Below are 21,334 nucleotides of genomic sequence, written 5' to 3'. Positions count from 1 at the left end.
GTAATTACTGATTCGAAACCACCAATAATTCAAGATCTTTAAATGGCAGGTTAAACATATCAGCCAGGTCTTTATTGGTGCAGTTTCCCTGATAAATATAAAGCGCTTCACGTATACCCGGATTATTCCAAACCATATTCACTAAGCCCCCAAATTCGCCAATATCCAATAAAATAGGCGCAAAAATATTTGTCAGCGCATAAGATGCCGTTCTTGGCACGCGCGAAGCAATATTAGGCACACAATAGTGAATTACATCATATTTCCTGAAAACCGGATTGGTATGGTTGGTTACTTCTGAGGTTTCAAAACAACCACCCTGATCAATACTGATATCGATAACCACCGAATGTGGTTTCATCCTGGCAACAGTTTCTTCCATCACCACGCAAGGGCTGCGGCCATGTGTGGCGCGTATGGCACCAATCACTACATCGCAAGTTATAATGGCTTTATTTAATACAATTGGCTGCATTACCGAAGTAAATACCCTGCTGCTGCCCAAATTATTCTGTAAACGGCGTAAACGGTAAATAGAGCTGTCGAAAACTTTAACCTCGGCTCCTAATGCCAAAGCCGTTCTGGCCGCATACTCTCCTACAGTGCCGGCACCTAAAATAACAATTTCAGTCGGCGGAACGCCGGTAAAACCACCAAGCATTAAACCCTTGCCACCCGTAACATTGCTTAAATATTCTGCAGCAATTAAAATGGAGGTAGAGCCAACAATTTCACTCATGGCCCGCACTACACTCAATACATTACCCTCATCACGCAGGTTTTCAAAACACAGTGCATTAATTTTTTTATGCATCAACGCTTTTAAATAATCCTGTTTTAACGTTCCGGTTTGTAATGAAGAAATAAGCGTTTGGCCTTTGTGCATCATTTCGATTTCTTCCAGCATTGGTGGTGCAATTTTCACCAGAATATCGGCCTCGAAAACTTCTTTTTTATCGTATGCAATTTTTGCGCCCTGCTCGGCATATTCCGTATCAGAAAAATTTGCAGCTATTCCTGCCCCAGTTTCCAAAACAACCCTATGCCCATTGTTTACCAATAAGGCCACAGATAATGGTGTTAAGGCAATTCTATTTTCTTGAAAGGAAATTTCTTTTGGTATACCTATGTATAGATTATTTTTTTTATTTCGGGTTTCCAGCTTTGCCTCTTGTGTTTGTAATAAACCCTGACGAGCTATATCGGCCATTCCTTCGCGTAATCCTGTAGCCATGTTGAATTAAAATTTTGATAGTTTTAGGTTGTTCAAGGTAAGGAAAATCTGTTAATTTATTGATAACTAATTGTTATACCTTTGAAAGCCTGAATAATCTGCGGTTTTCATCCAGTACATTTATCTGTACTTTAATATAGTTTTCCGGTAAGATTTCCGCTACCCTTTCCGGCCATTCTATTAAACAGGTTCCATCACCATAAAAATATTCCTCGTAACCTAAATCATACGCTTCGTGAATATCTTTTATCCTGTAAAAATCGAAATGAAACACTGAACCGTTAGCACTTTCATACTCGTTAACAATAGAATATGTAGGACTCGAAACCACATCATCAACCCCCAGGTGTTTACAGAAAATTTTGATGAAAGTTGTTTTTCCTGCACCCATTTCGCCCTCAAAAATAAAAACCTTTTGGTTGCCGGCAAAATCTGAAAGCTGTTGGGCAACAGCAGGTAAATCGGCTAAATTATTTACATCAATATCCATTTTAAAAAAATAAAGGCAAAAGTAATACATAATTGCATTGCTTTTGCCTTACTATTTGTGATTTGTCAGCCTGAGCCTGTAGAAGCCCCTACCATCGCAACAGATCCTTAAACATGTTCAGGAAGACGATCCTATTGAAAATGAACGGCCTCATGTCTCAAATCTAACATCCAATCTCTAACACTATCTCGGCGAATACGTTACCACCGGAATAATCATTTCTTCTAACGAAATTCCGCCATGCTGAAAGGTTTCGTTATAATAATTTACAAACTGGTTGTAGTTATTCGGGTAAACAAAATAACTGTCTTCACGGGCAAAAATATAACTGCTGCTGATATTGATTTTCGGCAATAAAGCATCGTGCGGGTTTTTAATCAAAAACACCTCTTTGGCATTAAAATTAAGGTTTCTACCTTGTTTATACCTTAAATTCGTATTTGTACTCCTATCGCCAATTACTTTAACCGGTTTTTTAACACGGATGGTTCCATGATCGGTTGTAATGATCACTTTTACCTTTTTCTGTGAGATTTTTTTAAGCAAATCCCAAAGCGGAGAATGTTCAAACCACGATAGTGTTAACGAACGGTAAGCAGCATCATCATTAGCCAATTCCCTAATCATCTGCATATCGGTGCGGGCATGGCTTAACATATCAACAAAGTTGAATACAATAGCGTTAAAATCGTTCTGCAACAAATTATTGGTTTGGTCAACCAGATCTTTTCCCTGTTCGAAAGTTAGAATTTTATTGTAGCTGAATTTACAGTCTTTTCTTAAGCTGCGCTTAATGTTATCGGCCAGAAAAGCTTCTTCGTGCATATTTTTTCCACCTTCATCATCATCATTTTGCCAAAGTTGAGGAAAACGTTTTTCCATATCCAAAGGCATCATACCCGAAAAAATTGCATTACGGGCGTACTGTGTGGCTGTTGGCAAAATGCTGGTATACATATCTTCCTCATCAATTCTGAAATATTCTGAAATTAACGGGTTGATAATTTTCCATTGATCGTAACGTAAATTATCAATCAGGATAAAAAATACCGGTGTATTATCATTAATATGAGGAAATGCCTTTTTCTTCAACAACTCATTCGAAAGCAAAGGTGCTGTATCCTTATTCTTAATCCAGTCTAGGTAGTTTTCTTCAATAAATTTAGTAAACTGTGTATTCGCCTCTTGTTTTTGCATGGTTAAAATTTCATGCATCTGCGGATCATCCAGTTTTTCCAACTCAAGTTCCCAGAAAACAATTTTTTTATAAACATCAACCCACTCTTCGTAATTTAACCTGTCGCCCAAAGTCATCCCCAAACGGCGAAAATCCTGCTGGTAAGCCATAGAGGTTTTTTCGCTAACCAAGCGTTTATTATCAATCAGCTTTTTAATGGTTAATAAAACCTGTTTCGGGTTTACGGGTTTAATCAGGTAATCATCAATTTTGCTGCCGATGGCATCTTCCATCAGGTTTTCTTCCTCACTTTTTGTAATCAAAACAACAGGCACATCAGGATTTAAATTCTTAATGGCAGATAATGTTTCGATACCGCTCATTCCCGGCATGTTTTCATCAAGAAAAACCAGGTCAAAATGCGCTTTTCCAAATGCTTCGAGTGCGTCGTTACCGTTGGTAAATGTAGTTACATGATAACCTTTATCATTTAACAATAATATATGTGGTTTTAGTAAGTCGATTTCATCATCGGCCCATAATATCTTAGTTTCTTGCATGTTTTTGTAAAAATAGGTAAGTATTGCCTTTTAATTTTGGCAGGTAAATCAAACTATAAATAAAAATAGCAATTTTTGTACCGTATCTACCTATTTAACTATTTTTAACGATTGAATAAGAAGAAAATAATAAATGATCCGGTTTACGGTTTCATCAGCATTCCGTCTGAATTGGTGTACGATGTAATCTCACATCCGTATTTCCAGCGTTTGCGTTACATTAAACAGCTCGGAATGACCCATTTGGTTTATCCCGGAGCTTTACATACCCGCTTTCATCATGCTTTAGGTGCGATGCACTTAATGAGTTTGGCCATTAATCTTTTAAAAAGCAAAGGACATAGCATTACACCTGGTGAAGAAGAAGCCGCCATTTTGGCCATTTTGCTGCATGACATAGGCCACGGACCTTTTTCTCATGCATTGGAACATTCGTTAGTTACTGGCATCAGACACGAAGATATTTCGGCAAAACTGATGCAGGATTTGAATGCACATTTTGATGGACGTTTAACACACGCCATTGAGATTTTTAACGGCACCTACCCTAAAAAGTTTCTACATCAGTTAATTTCCGGTCAGTTGGATTTAGACCGGATGGATTATTTAAACCGCGACAGCTTTTTTACCGGCGTAAGTGAGGGTGTAATCAGTTTCGACCGGATTATTAAAATGTTTAATATCTATGATGATAACCTTGTAATTGAAGAAAAAGGTATTTATTCAATAGAGAAATTTTTAATTGCCCGAAGGCTGATGTACTGGCAGGTTTATTTGCATAAAACCGTAATATCAGGCGAAATGATTTTAGTGAAATTACTGGAACGCGCGAAAGAATTATCGGTTAACGGAGAAAGTTTGTTTGCTTCACCATCGTTAAATTATTTCTTAAAAAACGACATCAACGAGGCCAATTTTTTTGCTCAACACGAAAATTTGGAGCACTTTACCAATCTTGATGATCAGGATATTTACGCCGCAGTTAAAGTTTGGGCCAAACACCCCGATAAAATTTTGTCTACGCTGTGTAAAATGCTTACTTCCAGAAACTTGTATAAAGTAGAAATGGGTAACGAAAAAGCAAATAACGACCGCGTAAACTTTTTGCAGGATGCAGCTGTTAACTTATTGGAGATTAACCCGGCAGAAGCCAGGTATTTTGTTTTTACGGATTCGATCCAAAACCGTGCATATAATGCCGGGGTTGGAAATATTAAAATTTTAATGAAAAATAACGATATTGTTGATATCGCAAAAGCGTCGGATTTATCAAACCTGGAGTCGTTGCAAAAAACAGTAGAAAAATATATCCTCTGTTACCCCAGAGGGATTTAAGCTTATTTAACAAAATATTTAACTTTTACTGCCGTTTTAAGTCTTATTATTGTGTAAAATATACACATCTTAACCGTAGCAGGTTTTTTTGTTCATATCAATTTAACATATACCTTTGTACGATGCAATTTACTGCCACGCAGATAAGTCAGTTTTTGAACGGTTCCATTGATGGCAACCCAGATGTAGCCGTTACCGAACTTTCCAAAATAGAAGACGGGAAAGAAGGCTCTTTGTCTTTTCTTTCTAATCCTAAGTACGAAAACTTTCTGTATTCTACCCAGGCGTCAGTTGTGATCGTATCTAAAGATTTCGCTCCCACCCAACCTTACACCAGCACATTAATCAGGGTAGAAAACCCATATAGTGCTTTTACCATTTTACTGGATAAATACAACGAGGCGATGAACGCTCATGCCGCACAATCTGGCGTTGATAAGCTCGCTTTTGTGCATCCAACAGCAAAAATCGGTAAAAATGTATTCATAGATGCTTTTGCATATGTTGCTGAAAACGTAGAAATTGGCGATGGTTGTAAGTTAAATGCACAAACATTTGTTGGTGCAAACTCTAAAATTGGCGAAAACAGCACTTTTTTTCCTGGCGTAAAAATTTACCATAATTCAGTAATCGGTAAAAGGGTGGTTATTCATTCAAACACTGTTATTGGAAGCGATGGTTTTGGTTTTGCACCTCAAAAAGATGGCACTTACAATAAAATACCTCAAATCGGCAATGTAATTATCGAAGATGATGTAGAAATTGGTGCAAATACTACTGTAGATCGTGCAACAATGGGATCAACAATTGTAAAAAAAGGTGCAAAAATTGATAATTTGATTCAGATTGCGCACAATGTTGAAATTGGTGAAAATACCGTTTTGGCCGCACAATCGGGAATATCAGGAAGCACCAAAATTGGCCCCAATAGTGTTGTAGGCGGCCAGGTAGGTATTGCCGGCCACCTCACTTTAGCCAAAGGCACGCAAATTGGTGCACAGGCAGGCATTAACTTTAATATTACAGAAGAAAATAAACAATGGCATGGCAGTCCGGCGCAACCTTTACGCAACTGGATGCGTGCCTCAGTAATTTTCAAACATCTTCCAGATGTAGAGAAAAGAATAAACGCGCTCGAAGACGAATTGAAAAAGCTTATAGCTGAACTGGAAAAGAATACAATACACAATGAACGTTAGACAAAAAACGATTAAACAAGAAATATCGGCATCTGGTGTTGGTTTACACACAGGCGCTAATGTTACTTTAACATTTTGCCCCGCTCCCGAAAATCATGGCTTTAAATTTCAGCGTATTGATTTAGACGGACATCCGATTATCGAAGCCGATGCAGATAACGTAACCGATACTTCACGCGGAACAACACTTACCCAAAATGGTGCAAGCGTAAGCACTGTTGAGCATGTAATGGCATCTTTAGTAGGCATGGATTTAGATAACGTGCTGATTAAGTTAGACGGACCAGAAACACCGATTATGGACGGTAGCTCAATCCAGTTTGTAGATTTACTAGAGGAAGTTGGAACAGTGGAGCAAAATGCAGATCGCGAATATTTTACCATTCCACATAACATTACCTATACAGAAGAAGACAGGAAAGTAGAAATTGTGGCAATGCCGCTTGATGATTATCGCTTTACCTGTATGATCGATTATAACTCTCCAGTTTTGGGCAGTCAGCATGCTGGCATTAACACCATTGCAGAGTTTAAAAAAGAAATTGCTTCTTGTCGTACATTCTGTTTCTTACACGAATTAGAGTACCAGTTATCGCACAATTTAATTAAAGGCGGCGATTTAAATAACGCCATAGTAATTGTAGATAAAGAAGTTACCAAAGATGAATTGAGCCATTTGGCGAAGTTATTTAACCGCAAGGATATCGATGTTGCCCCACAGGGAATTTTGAACAACATGGAACTTCGTTACCAAAATGAGCCTGCGCGACATAAATTACTGGATATGATCGGCGATTTGGCATTGGTAGGCATGCACTTAAAAGGCCACATTATGGCTGCACGCCCCGGCCATGCGGCAAACGTTGCTTTTGCTAAAAAGATTAAAGCAGCCATTAAAAAAGAAAAAAACAAAAAAATACAAAAGGTTTACGACCCGAGTGCAAAACCATTATATGACGTGGTTCAGATTATGGATATTTTGCCTCACCGCCAGCCATTTCTATTTGTAGATAAAATATTGGAACTCTCTAAAAATCATGTTGTTGGTGTTAAAAACGTAACCATGAATGAAGAGTTTTTCAAAGGACATTTTCCAGGCGCACCTGTTTTTCCTGGCGTAATCCAGATTGAAGCAATGGCCCAGGTTGGCGGTATCTTAGTATTAAGTACTGTTCCAGATCCTAGAAATTATTTAACTTACTTTTTAAAAATAGATAACGTTCGCTTTAGAGCACAGGTGCTCCCTGGCGATACTATTGTTTTCCGTTGCGATTTACTTGAACCGATCAGAAGGGGTATTGCCCAAATGAAAGGTGTAGGTATGGTTGGCGAAAAAATCGTTGTAGAAGCCGAAATGATGGCGCAAATTTCAAAAATTAAACAAGCAGAACCCACGCAATAATGATACAACCGCTAGCATACATACACCCCCAGGCTAAAATCGCCGAAAATGTGGTGATTGAACCCTTCGTAGTGATACACAAAGATGTGGTAATTGGCGAAGGAACCTGGATAGGATCGAATGTAACCATTATGGATGGTGCACGCATTGGTAAAAATTGCCGCATCTTTCCCGGTGCTGTAATTTCGGGTGAGCCGCAGGATTTAAAGTTTGCCGGAGAGGTAACCACTGCAGAAATTGGCGATAATACCACCATCCGCGAGTGCGTAACCATTAACCGTGGTACAAAAGATAAATGGAAAACCACCATTGGCAGCAATTGCTTAATTCAGGCTTATTCACACATTGCACACGATTGTGAAGTAGGCAATAACTGTATTTTTTCCAATAGTACCACACTAGCTGGCCATATAACCATTGGAAACAATGTGGTTTTGGCAGGTTTGGTTGCCATACATCAATTTGTTAAAGTAGGTTCTTATGCTTTTGTAACCGGTGGTTCATTGGTGCGTAAAGATGTTCCTCCTTATGTTAAAGCGGCCCGCGAACCACTTTCTTATGCAGGAATTAACTCTGTTGGCTTGCGGAGAAGAGGTTTTACCAACGAACAGATTGATGAGATCCAGGAAATTTACCGTGTGCTTTTTGTAAAACATAATAACGTAACCAAAGCTTTGGACATGATCGAAGCCGAATTTAAACCAACTGAAATCCGTGACGAAATTGTAGATTTTATCCGTAATTCTAACCGTGGTGTAATGAAGGGCTTCGGAATGGGCAGCTAATCATAGAGCAGCAATACCAAGCTTAAAGCAAAATAAATATTCATGAGTGAGTTAACACTAGTCAGAACCGATTCAGATAATACCGATTTTAAATCATTGGTAGCATTGTTAGATCAGGATTTGGCGGTTAGAGATGGTGAAGACCATACTTTTTATGCTCAGTTTAATAAGATTGACACCATTAAAGCGGTAATTGTAGCTTATCATCATGAAAATCCGGTTGGCTGTGGTGCAATAAAACCTTTCTCAGCAACAGAAGCCGAGGTTAAAAGAATGTTTGTGCACCCCGATTACCGAAAAAAGGGCATCGCGGCTAAAGTATTAAACGGTTTGGAAAGCTGGGCTGCCGAGCTGGGTTTTGCTTCATGTGTTTTAGAAACCGGCAAAAAACAGCCAGAAGCCATATCTCTTTACCAAAAATCCGGTTATCAGGTTACGCCAAATTATGGCCAATATGTTGGTATTGATAACAGCGTTTGCATGATTAAACCGCTTAACGCAAAATCTTAAACGGCCAGTCAAAAATGAAAATCTCATTAAACAACGTAGGCAGAAGATTTAATAAAGAATGGATTTTCAGAAATTTAAGCACTGAATTTTCTTCTGGCAGCAGTTATGCCATACTAGGGCCCAACGGCTCGGGCAAATCTACTTTATTGAGTGTTTTAACGGGTAGTTTATCACCCTCCGAAGGTGAGATTTCATTCTCTGGCAGCAAAGAAATTCCGGTAGAAAATATTTACAAATACATCGGTTTAGCTGCGCCGTATCTCGAACTGGTAGAAACTTTTACTTTAAAAGAAATTATAGATTTTCATTTTAAGTTTAAAAATTTTGCCTCTGGGCTTGATGCCAAAAAGCTGATCGGCATATTGGGTTTAGAAAAAGCAGCAAACAAACAAATCAAGTACTTTTCGTCGGGAATGAAGCAAAGAACCAAACTAGGTTTGGCTTGCTGTGCCGATACGCCAATATTATTTTTAGATGAGCCAACAAGTAATTTAGACGTTCAGGGAATTAGTTGGTACCGCGAACTGATCGAAAATTTTGCAAAAGACAGGCTAACAATTATTGGCTCCAATCAAATACAAGAATACGACTTCTGCACAAATCAGATACAAATATCAGATTATAAGTAAGTTAAACATACTTTAATCCTATAAAGCTAAGTCTGTTTTGTCATACATTTGTATTATAAATAATTTTTTAAAAAAATATTTTGTAGTTCAATAAATATACTTACCTTTGCACCACCAAAAAGAGAAACAATTATTAATTTATCTCTTCATTAAAAGATCATATTTTCGGTTAGTCCGAAACAAAATATATAGCCCGTTAAAGGCAAAGAGTTTTTCATAGTTTAGTTTGAGGTTTAGGTTGATTATGCCTTTGGAGTGGTTCCCAAAGGCATTTCTTTTATACGGCCTTTTTCACCTCTCCTGGCCGTATTGTAAACAAAAAACAAATCAATATAAATGACCTTTGGCACAATGAACTACAGTTTTTCCTTTCCAAATCATGATTGATTTTTTTAACTTTGGTATTTAAAATTAATAAAACATTATTTCAACATAAATGGCAAAGGCATCAGAAGTAAAAAGCGGAAATGTGCTTCGTTTTAACGGGGAGTTGGTAAGTGTAGAAGAATATATACACCGCACCCCCGGAAATTTAAGGGCATTTTATCAAGCCCGAATGCGCAATGTAAAAACAGGAAAAATTGTTGAGTACCGTTTCCGTACAGACGAGGAGGTAACCATTTGCCGTGTAGAAACCAACGACTACCAATATCTTTATGAAGATGGCGATTATTTGGTGGTTATGGATAACAATACTTTTGAGCAGTACAACATCCCAAAATTGCTTTTCGGAAATTCTATCAAATTTTTAAAAGAAGGCATGAATGTAACCATCGCTTTTGAAAGTGATGAACCAATTGTTGCGCAACTGCCCAATAGTGTAGAATTAGAAATTACCTATTCTGAACCTGCTGTAAAAGGCGATACCTCTACAAGTGCGCAAAAATATGCTACAGTAGAAACAGGTGCCGAAATAAGGGTTCCTCTATTTATTAATCAGGGTGATAAAGTGAAGGTTGATACCAAAACCGGCGAATACATGGAAAGGGTAAAATAAAACCATCCCGAATTCTAAAAATCCCCTCAATTCCCTAGGCCTTATCCCTTAAACCTTTATAGGTTTTTATCAAAATAATTTTACCTTTGCCGTCACGAAAAAATGAAATATAAATCCAATTTAGGATAACACAATATGGCTAAAGCATCAGAAATTAAAACAGGTAACATCCTTCGTATAAACAACGAACTGGTTACTGTTGACGAATGGAATCACCGTACACCTGGAAAAGGTGGAGCATTTTACACTGGTAAATTCCGTAACATTAAATCGGGCAGAATTGTTGAAGCACGTATGAATACCGACGAAGCTGTTGAAATTTGCCGCGTTGAAACCAACGATTATCAATATTTATACGAAGAAGGCGATTACCTTGTTGTAATGGATAACAACAGCTACGAGCAGTTTAACGTAGAGAAATCATTATTTGGTTCGGCCATCAAATTTTTAAAAGAAGGCATGAACATTATTGTTTCTATGGAAAGTGAAGAAGCAATTATGGCTCAATTACCAAACTTTGCTGAGTTTGAAATTACCTATTCGGAGCCAGCGGTTAAGGGTGATACCTCTACAAACGCTTTAAAAGCAGCTACTTTAGAAAATGGTGTTGAAGTTAAAGTTCCGATGTTTGTAAACCAGGGCGATAAAATTAAAATCGATACGCGCACAGGCGAATATGTTGAGCGTGTAAAATAGTTTAAACAAATTACTTAAAAGCCTCTAAATTAATTCTTAGAGGCTTTTTTGTTTCTTTATTCTCGGCGTGATGTAAACCTCGCAGATTTTTGAAACCGACGGGCTTTTAAAATATTTATCTTTGCTATTATGCTAAAAGCCGAAATCAGAAAGCAGGCGTTAAAAGACAGATTATTACTGAATGCCGAAATATATGGAAAACTTAATAAAGCTCTTTTAAACCAATTCAAATCGCTTGATTTCAGCAAGATTAAGACCCTTCATATTTTTTTGCCGATTGTAGAAAAAAAAGAACCTGATACATTTCTGCTGATAGAATGGCTGAATAAAAATCATCCGGAAATTAAAATTATCGTCCCTAAAGCTGATTTTGAAACGGCGTTGATGACAAACCATGAATACCTGGGCATTGATGACCTTCAGAAAAACCTTTATAATATTCTGGAGCCACAAAAAGGAAACTTGCATAAAGGTGAAGTAGACCTGGTGATTGTTCCACTTTTAGCATTCGATAAAGAAGGTTATCGCGTAGGTTATGGTAAAGGCTTTTACGATCGCTTTCTTGAAGGCTTAAATGCTCAGAAAATAGGCTTATCTTTGTATCCTGCTATTGAAAAAATCGACAATGTAAATGAACATGACATTAAGTTGGATTTTTGCATTACACCTACAGAAATTATAAAATTTTAAGTTTACCGGCATGCCACAAGAAATCGTTATCAAAACTGAAAAACAATACGAAGACAATATGATTGCGGTGTTCGAATTACAGGAAAAGGAAGAATTAACAGCAGAAGACCTAAAGCAGATTGAGCTGATGTTGAAAGCCGGAGAAAAATACGAAGCCGAGCATTTGTAGAATTTTCTACTTATGAATCGTCATCCTGAATTTGTTTCAGAACCTACATTTCAAGACATAATCATTCAACTATTAAGAGAACAAGAAAGATGATGAAACAAGTTCAGAACCACGCAAAACAAGAAATATTCGGTGTTTCTGTGACTCCTTGGCTAAACCTAAGAAGTATATGCCTTTACAAAATCGCTCACCAAATAAGCAATTAATTTAGCCGTCAACCTACTTACCCTTCCATCAAGCATCCGCGTTGCACCTTCGCATATGTGCAAATAGGAAAATTTTTTAGCGGTAGTCAAAATTAGTTTTCTAATCTCATTAACGGTAAAACCTGAAGGTGTTTCAGCACTCGAAAGCACATTTTCAATACAATCCAAATCAATTTCCAGGCCAGCTGTTTGTCCAAGATTATTAATTAATCCGCTATAATCTGCTCCTGTTAAAATATCATCAAAAAACACCGCTTTCAATTTAGGATTCGTTGTTATCTGGTTTAAAATTTCTTCATTATTATAGCTTTGATGCAATCCATACATGAAATAGTTATCCAGGTAACTTTCATTTAAGGCATAAGAAAACGCATTGCCACTGTGCCTACCTTCAAGCTTTCTTAAATCAGCATGGGCATCTACATTCCAAACATCTATTGGTTGTTTATTTGCTAATGAAGTGCCTTTGATTATCGGATAAGCATTATTATGCCCCCCGCCTATTACAATCGGAATTTTACCCGCAGCAACAATTTTTTCAATCACCGGATAAACCAGGTTGTCAATTTCAGCTACTTTGTTCCTTAAACCATTTATAGAAGAATCTTCAGGCTCATTGATTTCAAAATGGCCCAAAACCAAAATTTCTTCACCACTTAAAAAACGATTGCTTTGGATATTAAGAAAAGCAACCAAACTTGTTCTCCAGGCCGATGCTGCACCAGCAATACCGGCATTTCCCCGCACGCCAATATCTTCAGGAATACCTAAAAACACAAATTTCGCATTGGTGTGCTCCAAATTGTTCCACGATGAAAAAACAGCAACACGCTCGCCAATTTTGCACTCTCCATCCCTCCGGATAATCAAATGATCAATGTCGCTTTGCGAATATATTTTAAGATTATCCATTATAAATTTTACCGTTTATAATCACCGTTTCTATTTGCGTTTCGCCAAAACTATAAGGTAAATAGGCAATAGAGGGCATCGGTTTTGTGATGAATAAATTGGCCCTTTTTCCAATTGCAATGCTTCCAAAATCTCTGCTTATTTCCATCGCCGCAGCACCATTTAATGTAGCTGCATTGATGGCCTGTTCAGGAAGCATTTTCATTTTAATGCAAGCTAACGATACCACAAAATTCATGTTTCCTGATGGTGTTGAACCTGGATTATAATCTGTAGCTAAGGCAACAGGCAAACCTGCACTAATAAAGCTTTTGGCATCCGCAAATGGAATACCCAGGTAAAACGAACAAGAAGGCAATAAAGTTACAATGGTTTGGGAATTTTGTAACGTTCGAATGGTTTCTTCATTACTTTCTTCCAGATGATCTACAGAAACTGCTTTATTTTGTACTGAAACCTCTATGGCTCCGGAAACTGAAAGCTGATTGGCGTGCACTTTTGGTTTAAGGCCGTATTTTGCTCCCGCCTTTAATACCTGATCGGTTTCTTCGGCAGAAAAAAATCCTTTCTCGCAAAAAACATCAATGTAATCGGCCAGTTTTTCTTCGGCAATTTGCGGCAACATTTCGTTGATAATTAAATCAATATAACCCTGGTGGTTATTTTTAAATTCAGCAGGATATGCATGAGCAGCTAAAAAAGTTGCCTTGATTGGAATTGGGAAATGATTTTTCAGCCTTTTTATTACCCTGAGCATTTTAATTTCACTTTCAGTTGTTAAACCGTAACCGCTTTTAATTTCTACAGCACCAGTTCCCTGAAAAATCATTTGCCTTAAACGATTTGCTGCACTTTGGAACAAATCATCCTCGGATACATTTTGAAGCTTATTGGCAGAATTTAAAATTCCACCGCCCGCAGCTGCAATTTCCTCATAACTTTTGCCCTGTATTTTCATGGCAAATTCTTCCTCACGTGGGGCTGCAAAAACAATATGGGTGTGGCTATCGCACCACGAAGGGAAGACAAACCTGCCCTTGGCCGATACTTGAGCAGGAAGACTTGAAATATGAGGCGGGATAGCATCCATCATACCAAAATCTGTAATCACATTATCTTCAATTAAAAGCCAGGCATTTTGCAAAACAGGCAATTGATCCAATTCACTTCCGCGGAGCACCAATTTATCTTTAGGATGCACGCCTACCAGGCCTTTTATATCTGTGATTAACATTTGGTTAGGTTGAAGGTTAAAAATTTAATCTGTGTAAATTGCTAATTGAATTACAGTTAACCGATAAAAAATTAACCAGCTAACTCAATCCTTAATCGATTTCTAGAAGAACCGGGCAATGATCGGAATGGATGGCGTCAGGCAAAATTTTTACGTTTTTCAGGCGATGCTCCATTGGTTTGGTGGCCAAATGATAATCGATGCGCCAACCCAGGTTTTTTCCTCTCGAACCCGCACGGTAGCTCCACCAGGTATAATGATGCGGGTCTTTATTAAAATGACGAAAAGTATCAATGAAACCATTATCCAAAAATAACTGCATCCATTCCCTTTCCTGAGGCAAAAACCCGGATGAATTGGCATTTGATTTAGGATTATGAATATCTATCGGGGTATGGCAAATATTATAATCGCCACTCACAATTAGGTTTGGGATTTCTTTTCGCAATTCATCAATATACACATCAAAGAAACGCATAAATTCATACTTTTTAACCTGGCGTTCATCCCCGCTTGAGCCTGATGGCATGTAAAGGCTCATTAATGAGAAGTTATCAAAATCAGCCCTTAAAATGCGTCCTTCTTTATCAATCCATTCTTCTCCGCAGCCAAATTCTACATGATTGGGTTTAATTTTGGATAAAATGGCAACTCCGCTATACCCTTTTTTCTCTGCCGGAAACCAATAATGGTGATACCCTAATTGCTCAATTAATGCTATAATTTCAGGTATTTGAGAAGGCAGCGCTTTTACTTCCTGCAAACATACCATATCAGCAGCTGTAGCCTGAAGCCAACCGAAAAAATTTTTAGTACTTGCTGCCCTGATCCCATTAACATTATAGGAGATAATCTTCATTCCGTAAATTTCAATTGTTGTGGGCGGTAAATTTAGAAATTAATTAAATAAATGCTTAGTAATTGAGGTTTGCTTTCGTTAAATTTGTTTATGAGCATTGAGGAATTAAAAATCGAGATTGCAAAAAAAGTTTTTGAAACGGATGATGAAAATCTTTTATCAGAGTTGGAGATGCTTTTAAACTACAATGAAAAAGTGGTGCTGGATGAATTACCAAAACATGTACAGGAAGGGATTAAAAGGGGATTAAAGCAGGCCGAGGAGGGCAAGTTAATTCCTTATGAAGAAGTTAAAAGGAGACTTTTCTGAGAAATGGCATTGAACATTTCTTTTTCAGAAGAAGCCTATGAAACACTACTTTTAATTGGGATTTTTATTGAAGAAACATGGGGATATCATCAAGCCGAAAAATTTATCCAAACCGCTTATAGAAAAATTGATTTAGTTGCCATTCAGCCTTTCATTTACGAACCTATTTCGCTAAATAAACAGGTGAGAAAAGGTGTTATTTCAAAATATACTTCTTTCTACTATCAGGTTTATCAGGAAGAAATTAGAATCCTATTCTTTTTTGACAACAGACAGGATCCTTTGATTACATAACCATTTTATCTTTCAACGATCCCTGCAGCAATTGTTTTTCCAACTTTTTTGCCTCTCTCCTCTTTAAAATAGTGATTTCCATTTTAACATCCTGTTTTGGTCGGTTATTTTTATCCGTCGCTAAAACAGCTATTTTATCAACCATATCCAAACCCACAACAATTTCGCCGTAAACGGTATAATTTCGGTCTAAATGTGGCGTACCGCCTAAGGTTTTATATACCACACGTTGCCACTCAGGAATTTTAAATTTGAGCCGCTTTTCTTCTACATTATTCAATTGCTGTTCGGTAAAAACCTTTCCCTGCACCAGGTAAAACTGGCTACCACTTGATGCTTTAGCTGGGTTAACATCATCACCTTCTCTGGCCGCGGCTAAAACACCTTTTTTATGAAATAAACTATCATTAAACTCCGCAGGAATGGTATATTTTGGTCCGCCGTTGCCCAACAATGAATCTGGCTTGGCATTTTTAGAGTCTGGATCTCCACCCTGAATCATAAAATCTTTAATTACCCGATGAAACAGAACGCCATTGTAATACCCTTGTTTGGTTAATTTTAAAAAATTATCGCGGTGTAATGGTGTTTCATTATACAGCTTAACAATACATTCTCCGAATTCAGTTTTAATGCGTACGTATTGATTTTTAGGCTTAGTCGCAAAAGCAGAAAGCACAGAAAAAGCACATAGAAATAGTAATAGTTTCTTCATTTAAATTGTGTTTGAGGCTAAATTAAGCTAAAAAATGAAATTCAATAAATAAATACTGGCATTATTCGGTTTTTTTTGCTTTACCTTTGTATTAATGAAGTTAAAACAAAAAATAGCACTTTCTTTAGCTGTATTCTATGCAGTTAGTGTTATGGGTTTGGCTTTAAGTCTCCATTTCTGTGGAGGCAAATTGGAAAATGTTAAGCTTTTCAGCAATGAGGTATCATGCAAATTCTGTAAAGATATTCCTGCAGAAAAGAAAGACGACGGTTGTTGCAAAAACACCCAGGTAACGGTTAAGGTTAAAGATAGCCATCAAACAGAGGCACAAGTACAAATGCCGAAGTTGTTTTCGATTCAGCTTTTCCTTCACCCCCCTGTTTTTGAGTTTCTAAGCAACATTTTTCCAAAGTTTTTTAGTAAAATTTCAAACAAAGCACCGCCTTTATCTTCGCGGATTGCACTTCACGTTTTCAATTGCATTTTTAGGAATTAGGATTTTAAACATCAGCTCGTCAATGCACGTTTTAGCGTTTTGACTGGCTCAATGTGACATTATTTTAAAATTCAAATTCAAAAAATCATGAAAACAATAAAAATTTTCAGCATTCTTATGCTACTCTTCGCCGTTAGTGTTTCGGCGCAACAAATATCTTCAGCAGATTTACAGGTAACTGGTTTAACTTGTTCCATGTGTTCAAAAGCAACACAAAAATCTTTAGAAACATTAAATTTCATCAGCAGTGTGAAGCCAGACTTAAACAAAAATATTTTTGTTTTAACATTTAAAAAAGATGCCAATATCAATCTTGATCTCGTTCGTAAAAAAGTTCAGGATGCTGGATTTTCGGTAGGCAATTTAACAGCTAGTTTTAACTTTAACGATGTAAAAGTTGATGATAAAGGCCAGGCTGTTGTTGATGGTAATGTGTACCGTTTTGTAAACGTAAAAGGCAAAACGCTTAGCGGCACAGTAAAGGCAAGTGTGGTTGATAAAGATTTCATTTCGGGTGCTGCATTTAAAAAACAGGCCAAAACAGCTAATTCAGATGCTTATGCTAGTGGCGCTGGTGTTGTAAATGGCAAAAAAACACGCATTTATCACCTCGTTCTTTCTTAAAATGAAACGGATATTAATGTTAGCGCTGGTATTTATCGGCGTTTATAATCTCGCTCATGCGCAAGAATTATATGTATTTACGGAGCCGGCGAGCAATATGCCCACCAAATCAATCGGTGTTAGAATTACCAACGAAGGGATGTTTAATTACCCCGGCTATGTGAGCAGAACGATTCCAGAGGTAATGATCGGCTTTAACAAAAACTTAATGATGCATGCACAAGCTTTCCTGTCTGATATGGATGGAAAATACCGTTTAGAAGGCGGAAGTTTGTATGCAAAGTATCGGTTTCTATCATTAGATGATACACACAGTCATTTCAGGGCATCAGCATTTGGTCGGGTAAGTACCAGTAGAAGACCTACCTATACACACGACATAAACCTTGAAGGCGATAACAGTGGTGTACAAGGTGGATTAATTTTTACTCAGCTTTTGCACAAATTAGCACTTTCGTCAACTTTGGGTTATGCACATGCATTTGAAAATAATGAGCGGCAGATTGCCGGAATGCCTCAGCCGAAAAACATGTTATCCTACAGCTTGTCATCAGGTTACCTGGTTTTGCCTGTGGTTTACAAGGATTACAATCAGCCAAATTTTAATGTATATCTCGAATTGCTAGGCAAAACAGATCCTAGCAGTGGCCAATCTTATCTGGATATAGCCCCTGCCATACAAATGGTTTTGAACAGTAAAACAAGGATCGATTTAGGCTATCGTTTTCAGGCTACCGGAAATATGGAGAACCGATATACCAAAAACATGTACCTGCTACGTACAGAATTTAATTTCTTTAACGTTTTAAAATAAATAAAAAGATGAAAAAAATATTAGGATTAGTTGCCATCATAACAATCGCAACAACAGCTTTTACCTATGCACAAAGCAAAACAGATGCAGCATTAAATCAAGTACTAACGGCTTATTACGATGTAAAAAATGCATTGGCGACAGATAAGAAAGACCTCGCGGTAGAAAAAGCAAAAGTTTTGTCAGAGAAAGTGAATGCAGTCAATCATAAAGATCTTCCTGCCGATCAACATAAACTATTTATGGAACAAGCAGCCATTATCAAAAGTAAAGCAGCACAGCTTGCGGGATCGAATGATCTAAAAACACAAAGAAAAGCTTTCGAAGGGATTTCTTATGCCATGATTAAGACCCTTAAAGGCTTAAAATTTAATAGCCAAACGGTTTACATTCAACACTGCCCGATGGCTAAAGCAAGCTGGTTAAATGAAAAAGAAAATATCGAAAATCCATATTATGGAAGTATGATGTTTGATTGTGGTGATGTTTCTGAAACCATAAAATCTAAGTAATGAAACTGCATATCAAAAATATGGTATGCAACCGTTGCAAAATGGTGGTTAAGGCTGAGCTGGAGCAGCTCGGCTTTAAACCATTATTGGTTGAACTTGGTGAAGTTACGCTTGCCGATTGCATTTCAGCGGAAGATAAAAGCAAAATAGGCCAGAACTTGAGCCGTTTTGGTTTCGAATTGCTTGAGGATAAGAAAACGCAGGTTGCAGAACAAATTAAAACGGCGATTATTAATTTGGTGCATTATACCAAAGAGCCACTAAAAATTAATCTTTCTGCATACTTAAGCGAGCAGTTGAAAATGGAGTACAATACGCTCAGCACTGCGTTTTCGGAAGTGGAAAACCAGACAATTGAAAAGTATTTCATCGCACAAAAAATAGAGAAAGCTAAAGAAATGCTTACTTATGGCGAACTTACATTAAGCGAAATTGCTTATCAGTTAAATTACAGCAGCGTAGCACATTTATCGGCACAATTTAAAAAAGTAACCGGCATTACCCCTTCTGTTTACAAAGGTAACTCAACAGATAGCAGGAAAACACTTGATGAGGTATAATGCATAAAAAAATACATTGGTTATTGATAAGATAGATCATGGTTGATGGCCTATTAGCTACCGTCAGTCAACTATAAGACTATTAACCAGTTAAAAGTTTTCAGTTAACAATTAATCCTCCGATTAACCCAACTCTAAATTTCTTACCATAAGTCAATACTGATCGGCCGATCCTTAACTACATTTGTACTTAATAATTCACTAAATTATATCCTGATGAAAAAATTATTCTTATTTCTGATCGCTACATCTATCAGTGTGGCCTCATTTGCACAAACAAGTTGGAAAATAGATCCAATGCACTCATTTGTTAACTTTTCGATTAAACACATGGGCATTTCTTTTGTTGATGGTTCATTTAAAAAATTCGACGGAACAGTCACTGCTTCGAAACCAGATTTAACAGATGCTAAAATCAACTTTACGGTTGATGTAAACAGCATTACTACAGGTGTTGAAATGAGAGATAATCATTTAAAAACTGACGATTTCTTTAACGCTGAGAAATTTTCAACAATGAAATTCGAAGGCACTTCTTTCAAAAAATTAAGTGGTAATAATTACGAATTAAGTGGAAAATTAACCATCCGTGATGTTACAAAAGATGTAAAATTTGCGGTTGTTTATGGCGGTACAGCTAAAGATCAACAAGGCAATACCAAAGCGGGTTTTGGCGCAACAACTTCCATTAACCGTTTAGATTATAACATTAAATATGATCCAACAGGTGCTGGCGTTGCAAAAGATGTTGCCATTAAATTAAACCTTGAATTTGTTCAGGCAAAATAACACAAGATCGTCATTTAAAAAAAAGCTGTCACATTGAGCCTTTCGAAATGCACATAGGCACCTTGAAAGGCTCAGCATGACAAACACCACATTATGTCAACCTTATCTCAATTTAAAAACTTTACTCAGCGTTTGCCTCAAACTGATTTGATGCCAACCATATTTATTGGCCATGGTTCGCCCATGAACGGTATAGAAAACAATGAGTTTAGCCAGAGTTGGGCAGAATTGGCAAAAAATATTCCTGTGCCGAAAGCGGTATTAGTGGTATCGGCACATTGGTATACGCATGGTACTTACATTACTGCAATGGATTTTCCGGGTACCATTCACGATTTTGGCGGATTCCCGCAAGCACTTTTTGATGTGCAGTACCCCGCGCCTGGAGATCCAGAATTAGCAAAAGAAATACCTGGTTTAATTCATTCAACTCCAGTAGGCTTAGATCACGATTGGGGTTTAGACCACGGCACGTGGACAGTAGTAAAACACATGTATCCTGAGGCCAATATTCCTGTTCTTCAATTGAGCATTGATTATACAAAATCGCCGGAGCAACATTACGAAATTGCCGGGGAAATTTATGCCCTGCGTAAAAAAGGCGTTTTGGTGTTGGGTAGTGGAAATATGGTGCATAATCTTCGCATGTTAAGTTGGGAAATGATTAATGGCGGAGGTTACGATTGGGCCAACGAAATGAACAATAAGTTTAAAAATTTAATTGCCAACGGCGATCATAAACCGCTGATTAATTACCGTAGCCTCGGTACAGATGCGATGTTGGCCATCCCTACGCCAGAACATTATTTACCACTCATTTATACCCTCGGAATGAAAAATGATAAGGAAGAGGTTTCTTTTTTTAATGATAAAGCGGTTGGAGGTTCGTTAACCATGACTTCGGTTTTGGTAGGATAAGTGGGGTTTAGGCAGAATAAATCGTTTAAAGCCTGATTTTATTCTTTTTACCGCCAAGAAACCTTAATTTACTTAAATCCTTAAGGGTCAAAAGCCTATTTTAATAATTACCGTAAGGAAATTCAGGCTATTAAGGAAAATGCTATACTACGGATTTCTCCATTAAAGTCAATATAACGACTGATTGCAAAATCACATTGGCTCAAAATTCTATAAAAC

General features: G+C 37.4%; 26 protein-coding genes. 19 read left to right on the top strand and 7 right to left on the bottom strand.

Annotation, left to right across the window (positions count from 1 at the left end; all coding sequences use genetic code 11):
* Window positions 1–4: 4 nt before the first annotated feature.
* From AC0IWE_RS20670 to porX, 3 genes are all read right to left on the bottom strand, one after another.
* Window positions 5–1,234, bottom strand: coding sequence for an alanine dehydrogenase (locus AC0IWE_RS20670; RefSeq protein WP_055904098.1), 1,230 nt, complete (start codon window positions 1,232–1,234; stop codon window positions 5–7).
* A gap of 73 nt (window positions 1,235–1,307) precedes the next feature.
* Window positions 1,308–1,724, bottom strand: coding sequence for a tRNA (adenosine(37)-N6)-threonylcarbamoyltransferase complex ATPase subunit type 1 TsaE (tsaE, locus tag AC0IWE_RS20665; protein WP_055904095.1), 417 nt, complete (start codon window positions 1,722–1,724; stop codon window positions 1,308–1,310).
* 183 nt (window positions 1,725–1,907) lie between these two features.
* Entirely contained in the window at window positions 1,908–3,461 is a 1,554-nt protein-coding gene (gene porX, locus AC0IWE_RS20660; RefSeq protein ID WP_055904092.1) for a T9SS response regulator signal transducer PorX, read from the bottom strand.
* A 111-nt stretch (window positions 3,462–3,572) separates the two neighbouring features.
* Between porX and AC0IWE_RS20655 the strand changes: the two genes are divergently transcribed.
* From AC0IWE_RS20655 to AC0IWE_RS20610, 10 genes are all read left to right on the top strand, one after another.
* Window positions 3,573–4,796 carry an HD domain-containing protein gene (locus tag AC0IWE_RS20655; protein ID WP_055904089.1) on the top strand — a complete coding sequence of 408 codons (1,224 nt, stop codon included), beginning with the start codon at window positions 3,573–3,575 and terminating at the stop codon, window positions 4,794–4,796.
* A 122-nt stretch (window positions 4,797–4,918) separates the two neighbouring features.
* On the top strand, window positions 4,919–5,995 hold the full coding sequence (lpxD, locus tag AC0IWE_RS20650; protein ID WP_471794559.1) for a UDP-3-O-(3-hydroxymyristoyl)glucosamine N-acyltransferase: 1,077 nt from the start codon (window positions 4,919–4,921) through the stop codon (window positions 5,993–5,995).
* On the top strand, window positions 5,985–7,397 hold the full coding sequence (locus AC0IWE_RS20645; protein WP_055904084.1) for a bifunctional UDP-3-O-[3-hydroxymyristoyl] N-acetylglucosamine deacetylase/3-hydroxyacyl-ACP dehydratase: 1,413 nt from the start codon (window positions 5,985–5,987) through the stop codon (window positions 7,395–7,397). The genes lpxD and AC0IWE_RS20645 overlap by 11 nt, the downstream gene beginning before the upstream one ends.
* Window positions 7,397–8,182 (top strand): acyl-ACP--UDP-N-acetylglucosamine O-acyltransferase, encoded by a 786-nt coding sequence (lpxA, locus tag AC0IWE_RS20640; protein ID WP_029274294.1) that lies wholly within the window; start codon window positions 7,397–7,399, stop codon window positions 8,180–8,182. The genes AC0IWE_RS20645 and lpxA overlap by 1 nt, the downstream gene beginning before the upstream one ends.
* 42 nt (window positions 8,183–8,224) lie before the next feature.
* Window positions 8,225–8,692 carry a GNAT family N-acetyltransferase gene (locus AC0IWE_RS20635; protein WP_471794558.1) on the top strand — a complete coding sequence of 156 codons (468 nt, stop codon included), beginning with the start codon at window positions 8,225–8,227 and terminating at the stop codon, window positions 8,690–8,692.
* A gap of 14 nt (window positions 8,693–8,706) precedes the next feature.
* Window positions 8,707–9,321, top strand: a complete 615-nt coding sequence (locus AC0IWE_RS20630) for an ABC transporter ATP-binding protein (protein ID WP_471794557.1) — start codon at window positions 8,707–8,709, stop codon at window positions 9,319–9,321.
* 436 nt (window positions 9,322–9,757) lie between these two features.
* Window positions 9,758–10,318: an elongation factor P gene (efp, locus tag AC0IWE_RS20625; RefSeq protein WP_055904075.1), complete on the top strand. Its 561-nt coding sequence runs from the start codon at window positions 9,758–9,760 to the stop codon at window positions 10,316–10,318.
* Between the two features lie 135 nt (window positions 10,319–10,453).
* Entirely contained in the window at window positions 10,454–11,014 is a 561-nt protein-coding gene (gene efp, locus AC0IWE_RS20620; protein ID WP_055904072.1) for an elongation factor P, read from the top strand.
* A 129-nt stretch (window positions 11,015–11,143) separates the two neighbouring features.
* A complete protein-coding gene (locus AC0IWE_RS20615) occupies window positions 11,144–11,704 on the top strand; it encodes a 5-formyltetrahydrofolate cyclo-ligase (protein ID WP_471794556.1) in 561 nt (186 codons plus the stop codon).
* A 10-nt stretch (window positions 11,705–11,714) separates the two neighbouring features.
* Entirely contained in the window at window positions 11,715–11,873 is a 159-nt protein-coding gene (locus AC0IWE_RS20610) for a hypothetical protein (protein WP_157255332.1), read from the top strand.
* 158 nt (window positions 11,874–12,031) lie between these two features.
* Here the strand turns inward: AC0IWE_RS20610 and AC0IWE_RS20605 are convergent, their stop codons facing one another.
* The 3 genes from AC0IWE_RS20605 to AC0IWE_RS20595 form a co-directional block, all read right to left on the bottom strand.
* Window positions 12,032–12,991, bottom strand: a complete 960-nt coding sequence (locus AC0IWE_RS20605; RefSeq protein ID WP_471794555.1) for a formimidoylglutamase — start codon at window positions 12,989–12,991, stop codon at window positions 12,032–12,034.
* The gene (gene hutI / locus AC0IWE_RS20600; protein WP_471794554.1) at window positions 12,984–14,225 is read right to left on the bottom strand and encodes an imidazolonepropionase; all 1,242 of its coding nucleotides are present in this window, start codon (window positions 14,223–14,225) and stop codon (window positions 12,984–12,986) included. The genes AC0IWE_RS20605 and hutI overlap by 8 nt, the downstream gene beginning before the upstream one ends.
* Before the next feature lie 91 nt (window positions 14,226–14,316).
* Window positions 14,317–15,084: an exodeoxyribonuclease III gene (locus AC0IWE_RS20595; protein ID WP_471794553.1), complete on the bottom strand. Its 768-nt coding sequence runs from the start codon at window positions 15,082–15,084 to the stop codon at window positions 14,317–14,319.
* Window positions 15,085–15,174: 90 nt separating this feature from the next.
* Between AC0IWE_RS20595 and AC0IWE_RS20590 the strand changes: the two genes are divergently transcribed.
* A complete protein-coding gene (locus tag AC0IWE_RS20590) occupies window positions 15,175–15,393 on the top strand; it encodes a hypothetical protein (protein ID WP_471794552.1) in 219 nt (72 codons plus the stop codon).
* Window positions 15,394–15,396: 3 nt separating this feature from the next.
* On the top strand, window positions 15,397–15,687 hold the full coding sequence (locus AC0IWE_RS20585) for a type II toxin-antitoxin system RelE/ParE family toxin (RefSeq protein WP_471794551.1): 291 nt from the start codon (window positions 15,397–15,399) through the stop codon (window positions 15,685–15,687).
* Here the strand turns inward: AC0IWE_RS20585 and AC0IWE_RS20580 are convergent.
* Window positions 15,680–16,402 (bottom strand): peptidylprolyl isomerase, encoded by a 723-nt coding sequence (locus AC0IWE_RS20580; protein WP_471794550.1) that lies wholly within the window; start codon window positions 16,400–16,402, stop codon window positions 15,680–15,682. The genes AC0IWE_RS20585 and AC0IWE_RS20580 overlap by 8 nt on opposite strands.
* Window positions 16,403–16,496: 94 nt before the next feature.
* Here AC0IWE_RS20580 and AC0IWE_RS20575 point away from each other — a divergent pair, with 94 nt between their 5' ends.
* The 7 genes from AC0IWE_RS20575 to ygiD all read left to right on the top strand — a co-directional run bounded on the left by AC0IWE_RS20575 (window position 16,497) and on the right by ygiD (window position 21,115).
* Window positions 16,497–16,898, top strand: a complete 402-nt coding sequence (locus AC0IWE_RS20575) for an HYC_CC_PP family protein (protein ID WP_471794549.1) — start codon at window positions 16,497–16,499, stop codon at window positions 16,896–16,898.
* Between the two features lie 87 nt (window positions 16,899–16,985).
* A complete protein-coding gene (locus AC0IWE_RS20570; protein ID WP_471794548.1) occupies window positions 16,986–17,522 on the top strand; it encodes a heavy-metal-associated domain-containing protein in 537 nt (178 codons plus the stop codon).
* A gap of 1 nt (window position 17,523) precedes the next feature.
* The gene (locus AC0IWE_RS20565; protein ID WP_471794547.1) at window positions 17,524–18,336 is read left to right on the top strand and encodes a hypothetical protein; all 813 of its coding nucleotides are present in this window, start codon (window positions 17,524–17,526) and stop codon (window positions 18,334–18,336) included.
* Between the two features lie 8 nt (window positions 18,337–18,344).
* On the top strand, window positions 18,345–18,848 hold the full coding sequence (locus AC0IWE_RS20560; protein WP_471794546.1) for a DUF3347 domain-containing protein: 504 nt from the start codon (window positions 18,345–18,347) through the stop codon (window positions 18,846–18,848).
* Window positions 18,848–19,408, top strand: coding sequence for a helix-turn-helix domain-containing protein (locus tag AC0IWE_RS20555; protein ID WP_471794545.1), 561 nt, complete (start codon window positions 18,848–18,850; stop codon window positions 19,406–19,408). The genes AC0IWE_RS20560 and AC0IWE_RS20555 overlap by 1 nt, the downstream gene beginning before the upstream one ends.
* Before the next feature lie 216 nt (window positions 19,409–19,624).
* Window positions 19,625–20,197, top strand: coding sequence for a YceI family protein (locus tag AC0IWE_RS20550; protein WP_471794544.1), 573 nt, complete (start codon window positions 19,625–19,627; stop codon window positions 20,195–20,197).
* Between the two features lie 93 nt (window positions 20,198–20,290).
* Complete coding sequence (gene ygiD, locus AC0IWE_RS20545; RefSeq protein WP_471794543.1) at window positions 20,291–21,115, top strand: 4,5-DOPA-extradiol-dioxygenase; 825 nt, start codon at window positions 20,291–20,293, stop codon at window positions 21,113–21,115.
* Window positions 21,116–21,334: the final 219 nt, after the last annotated feature.

The organism is Pedobacter sp. AC402 (assembly GCF_979252805.1).
Note: the sequence above shows the minus strand (reverse complement) of the source record. Positions and strands in the feature narration are given on the sequence as shown.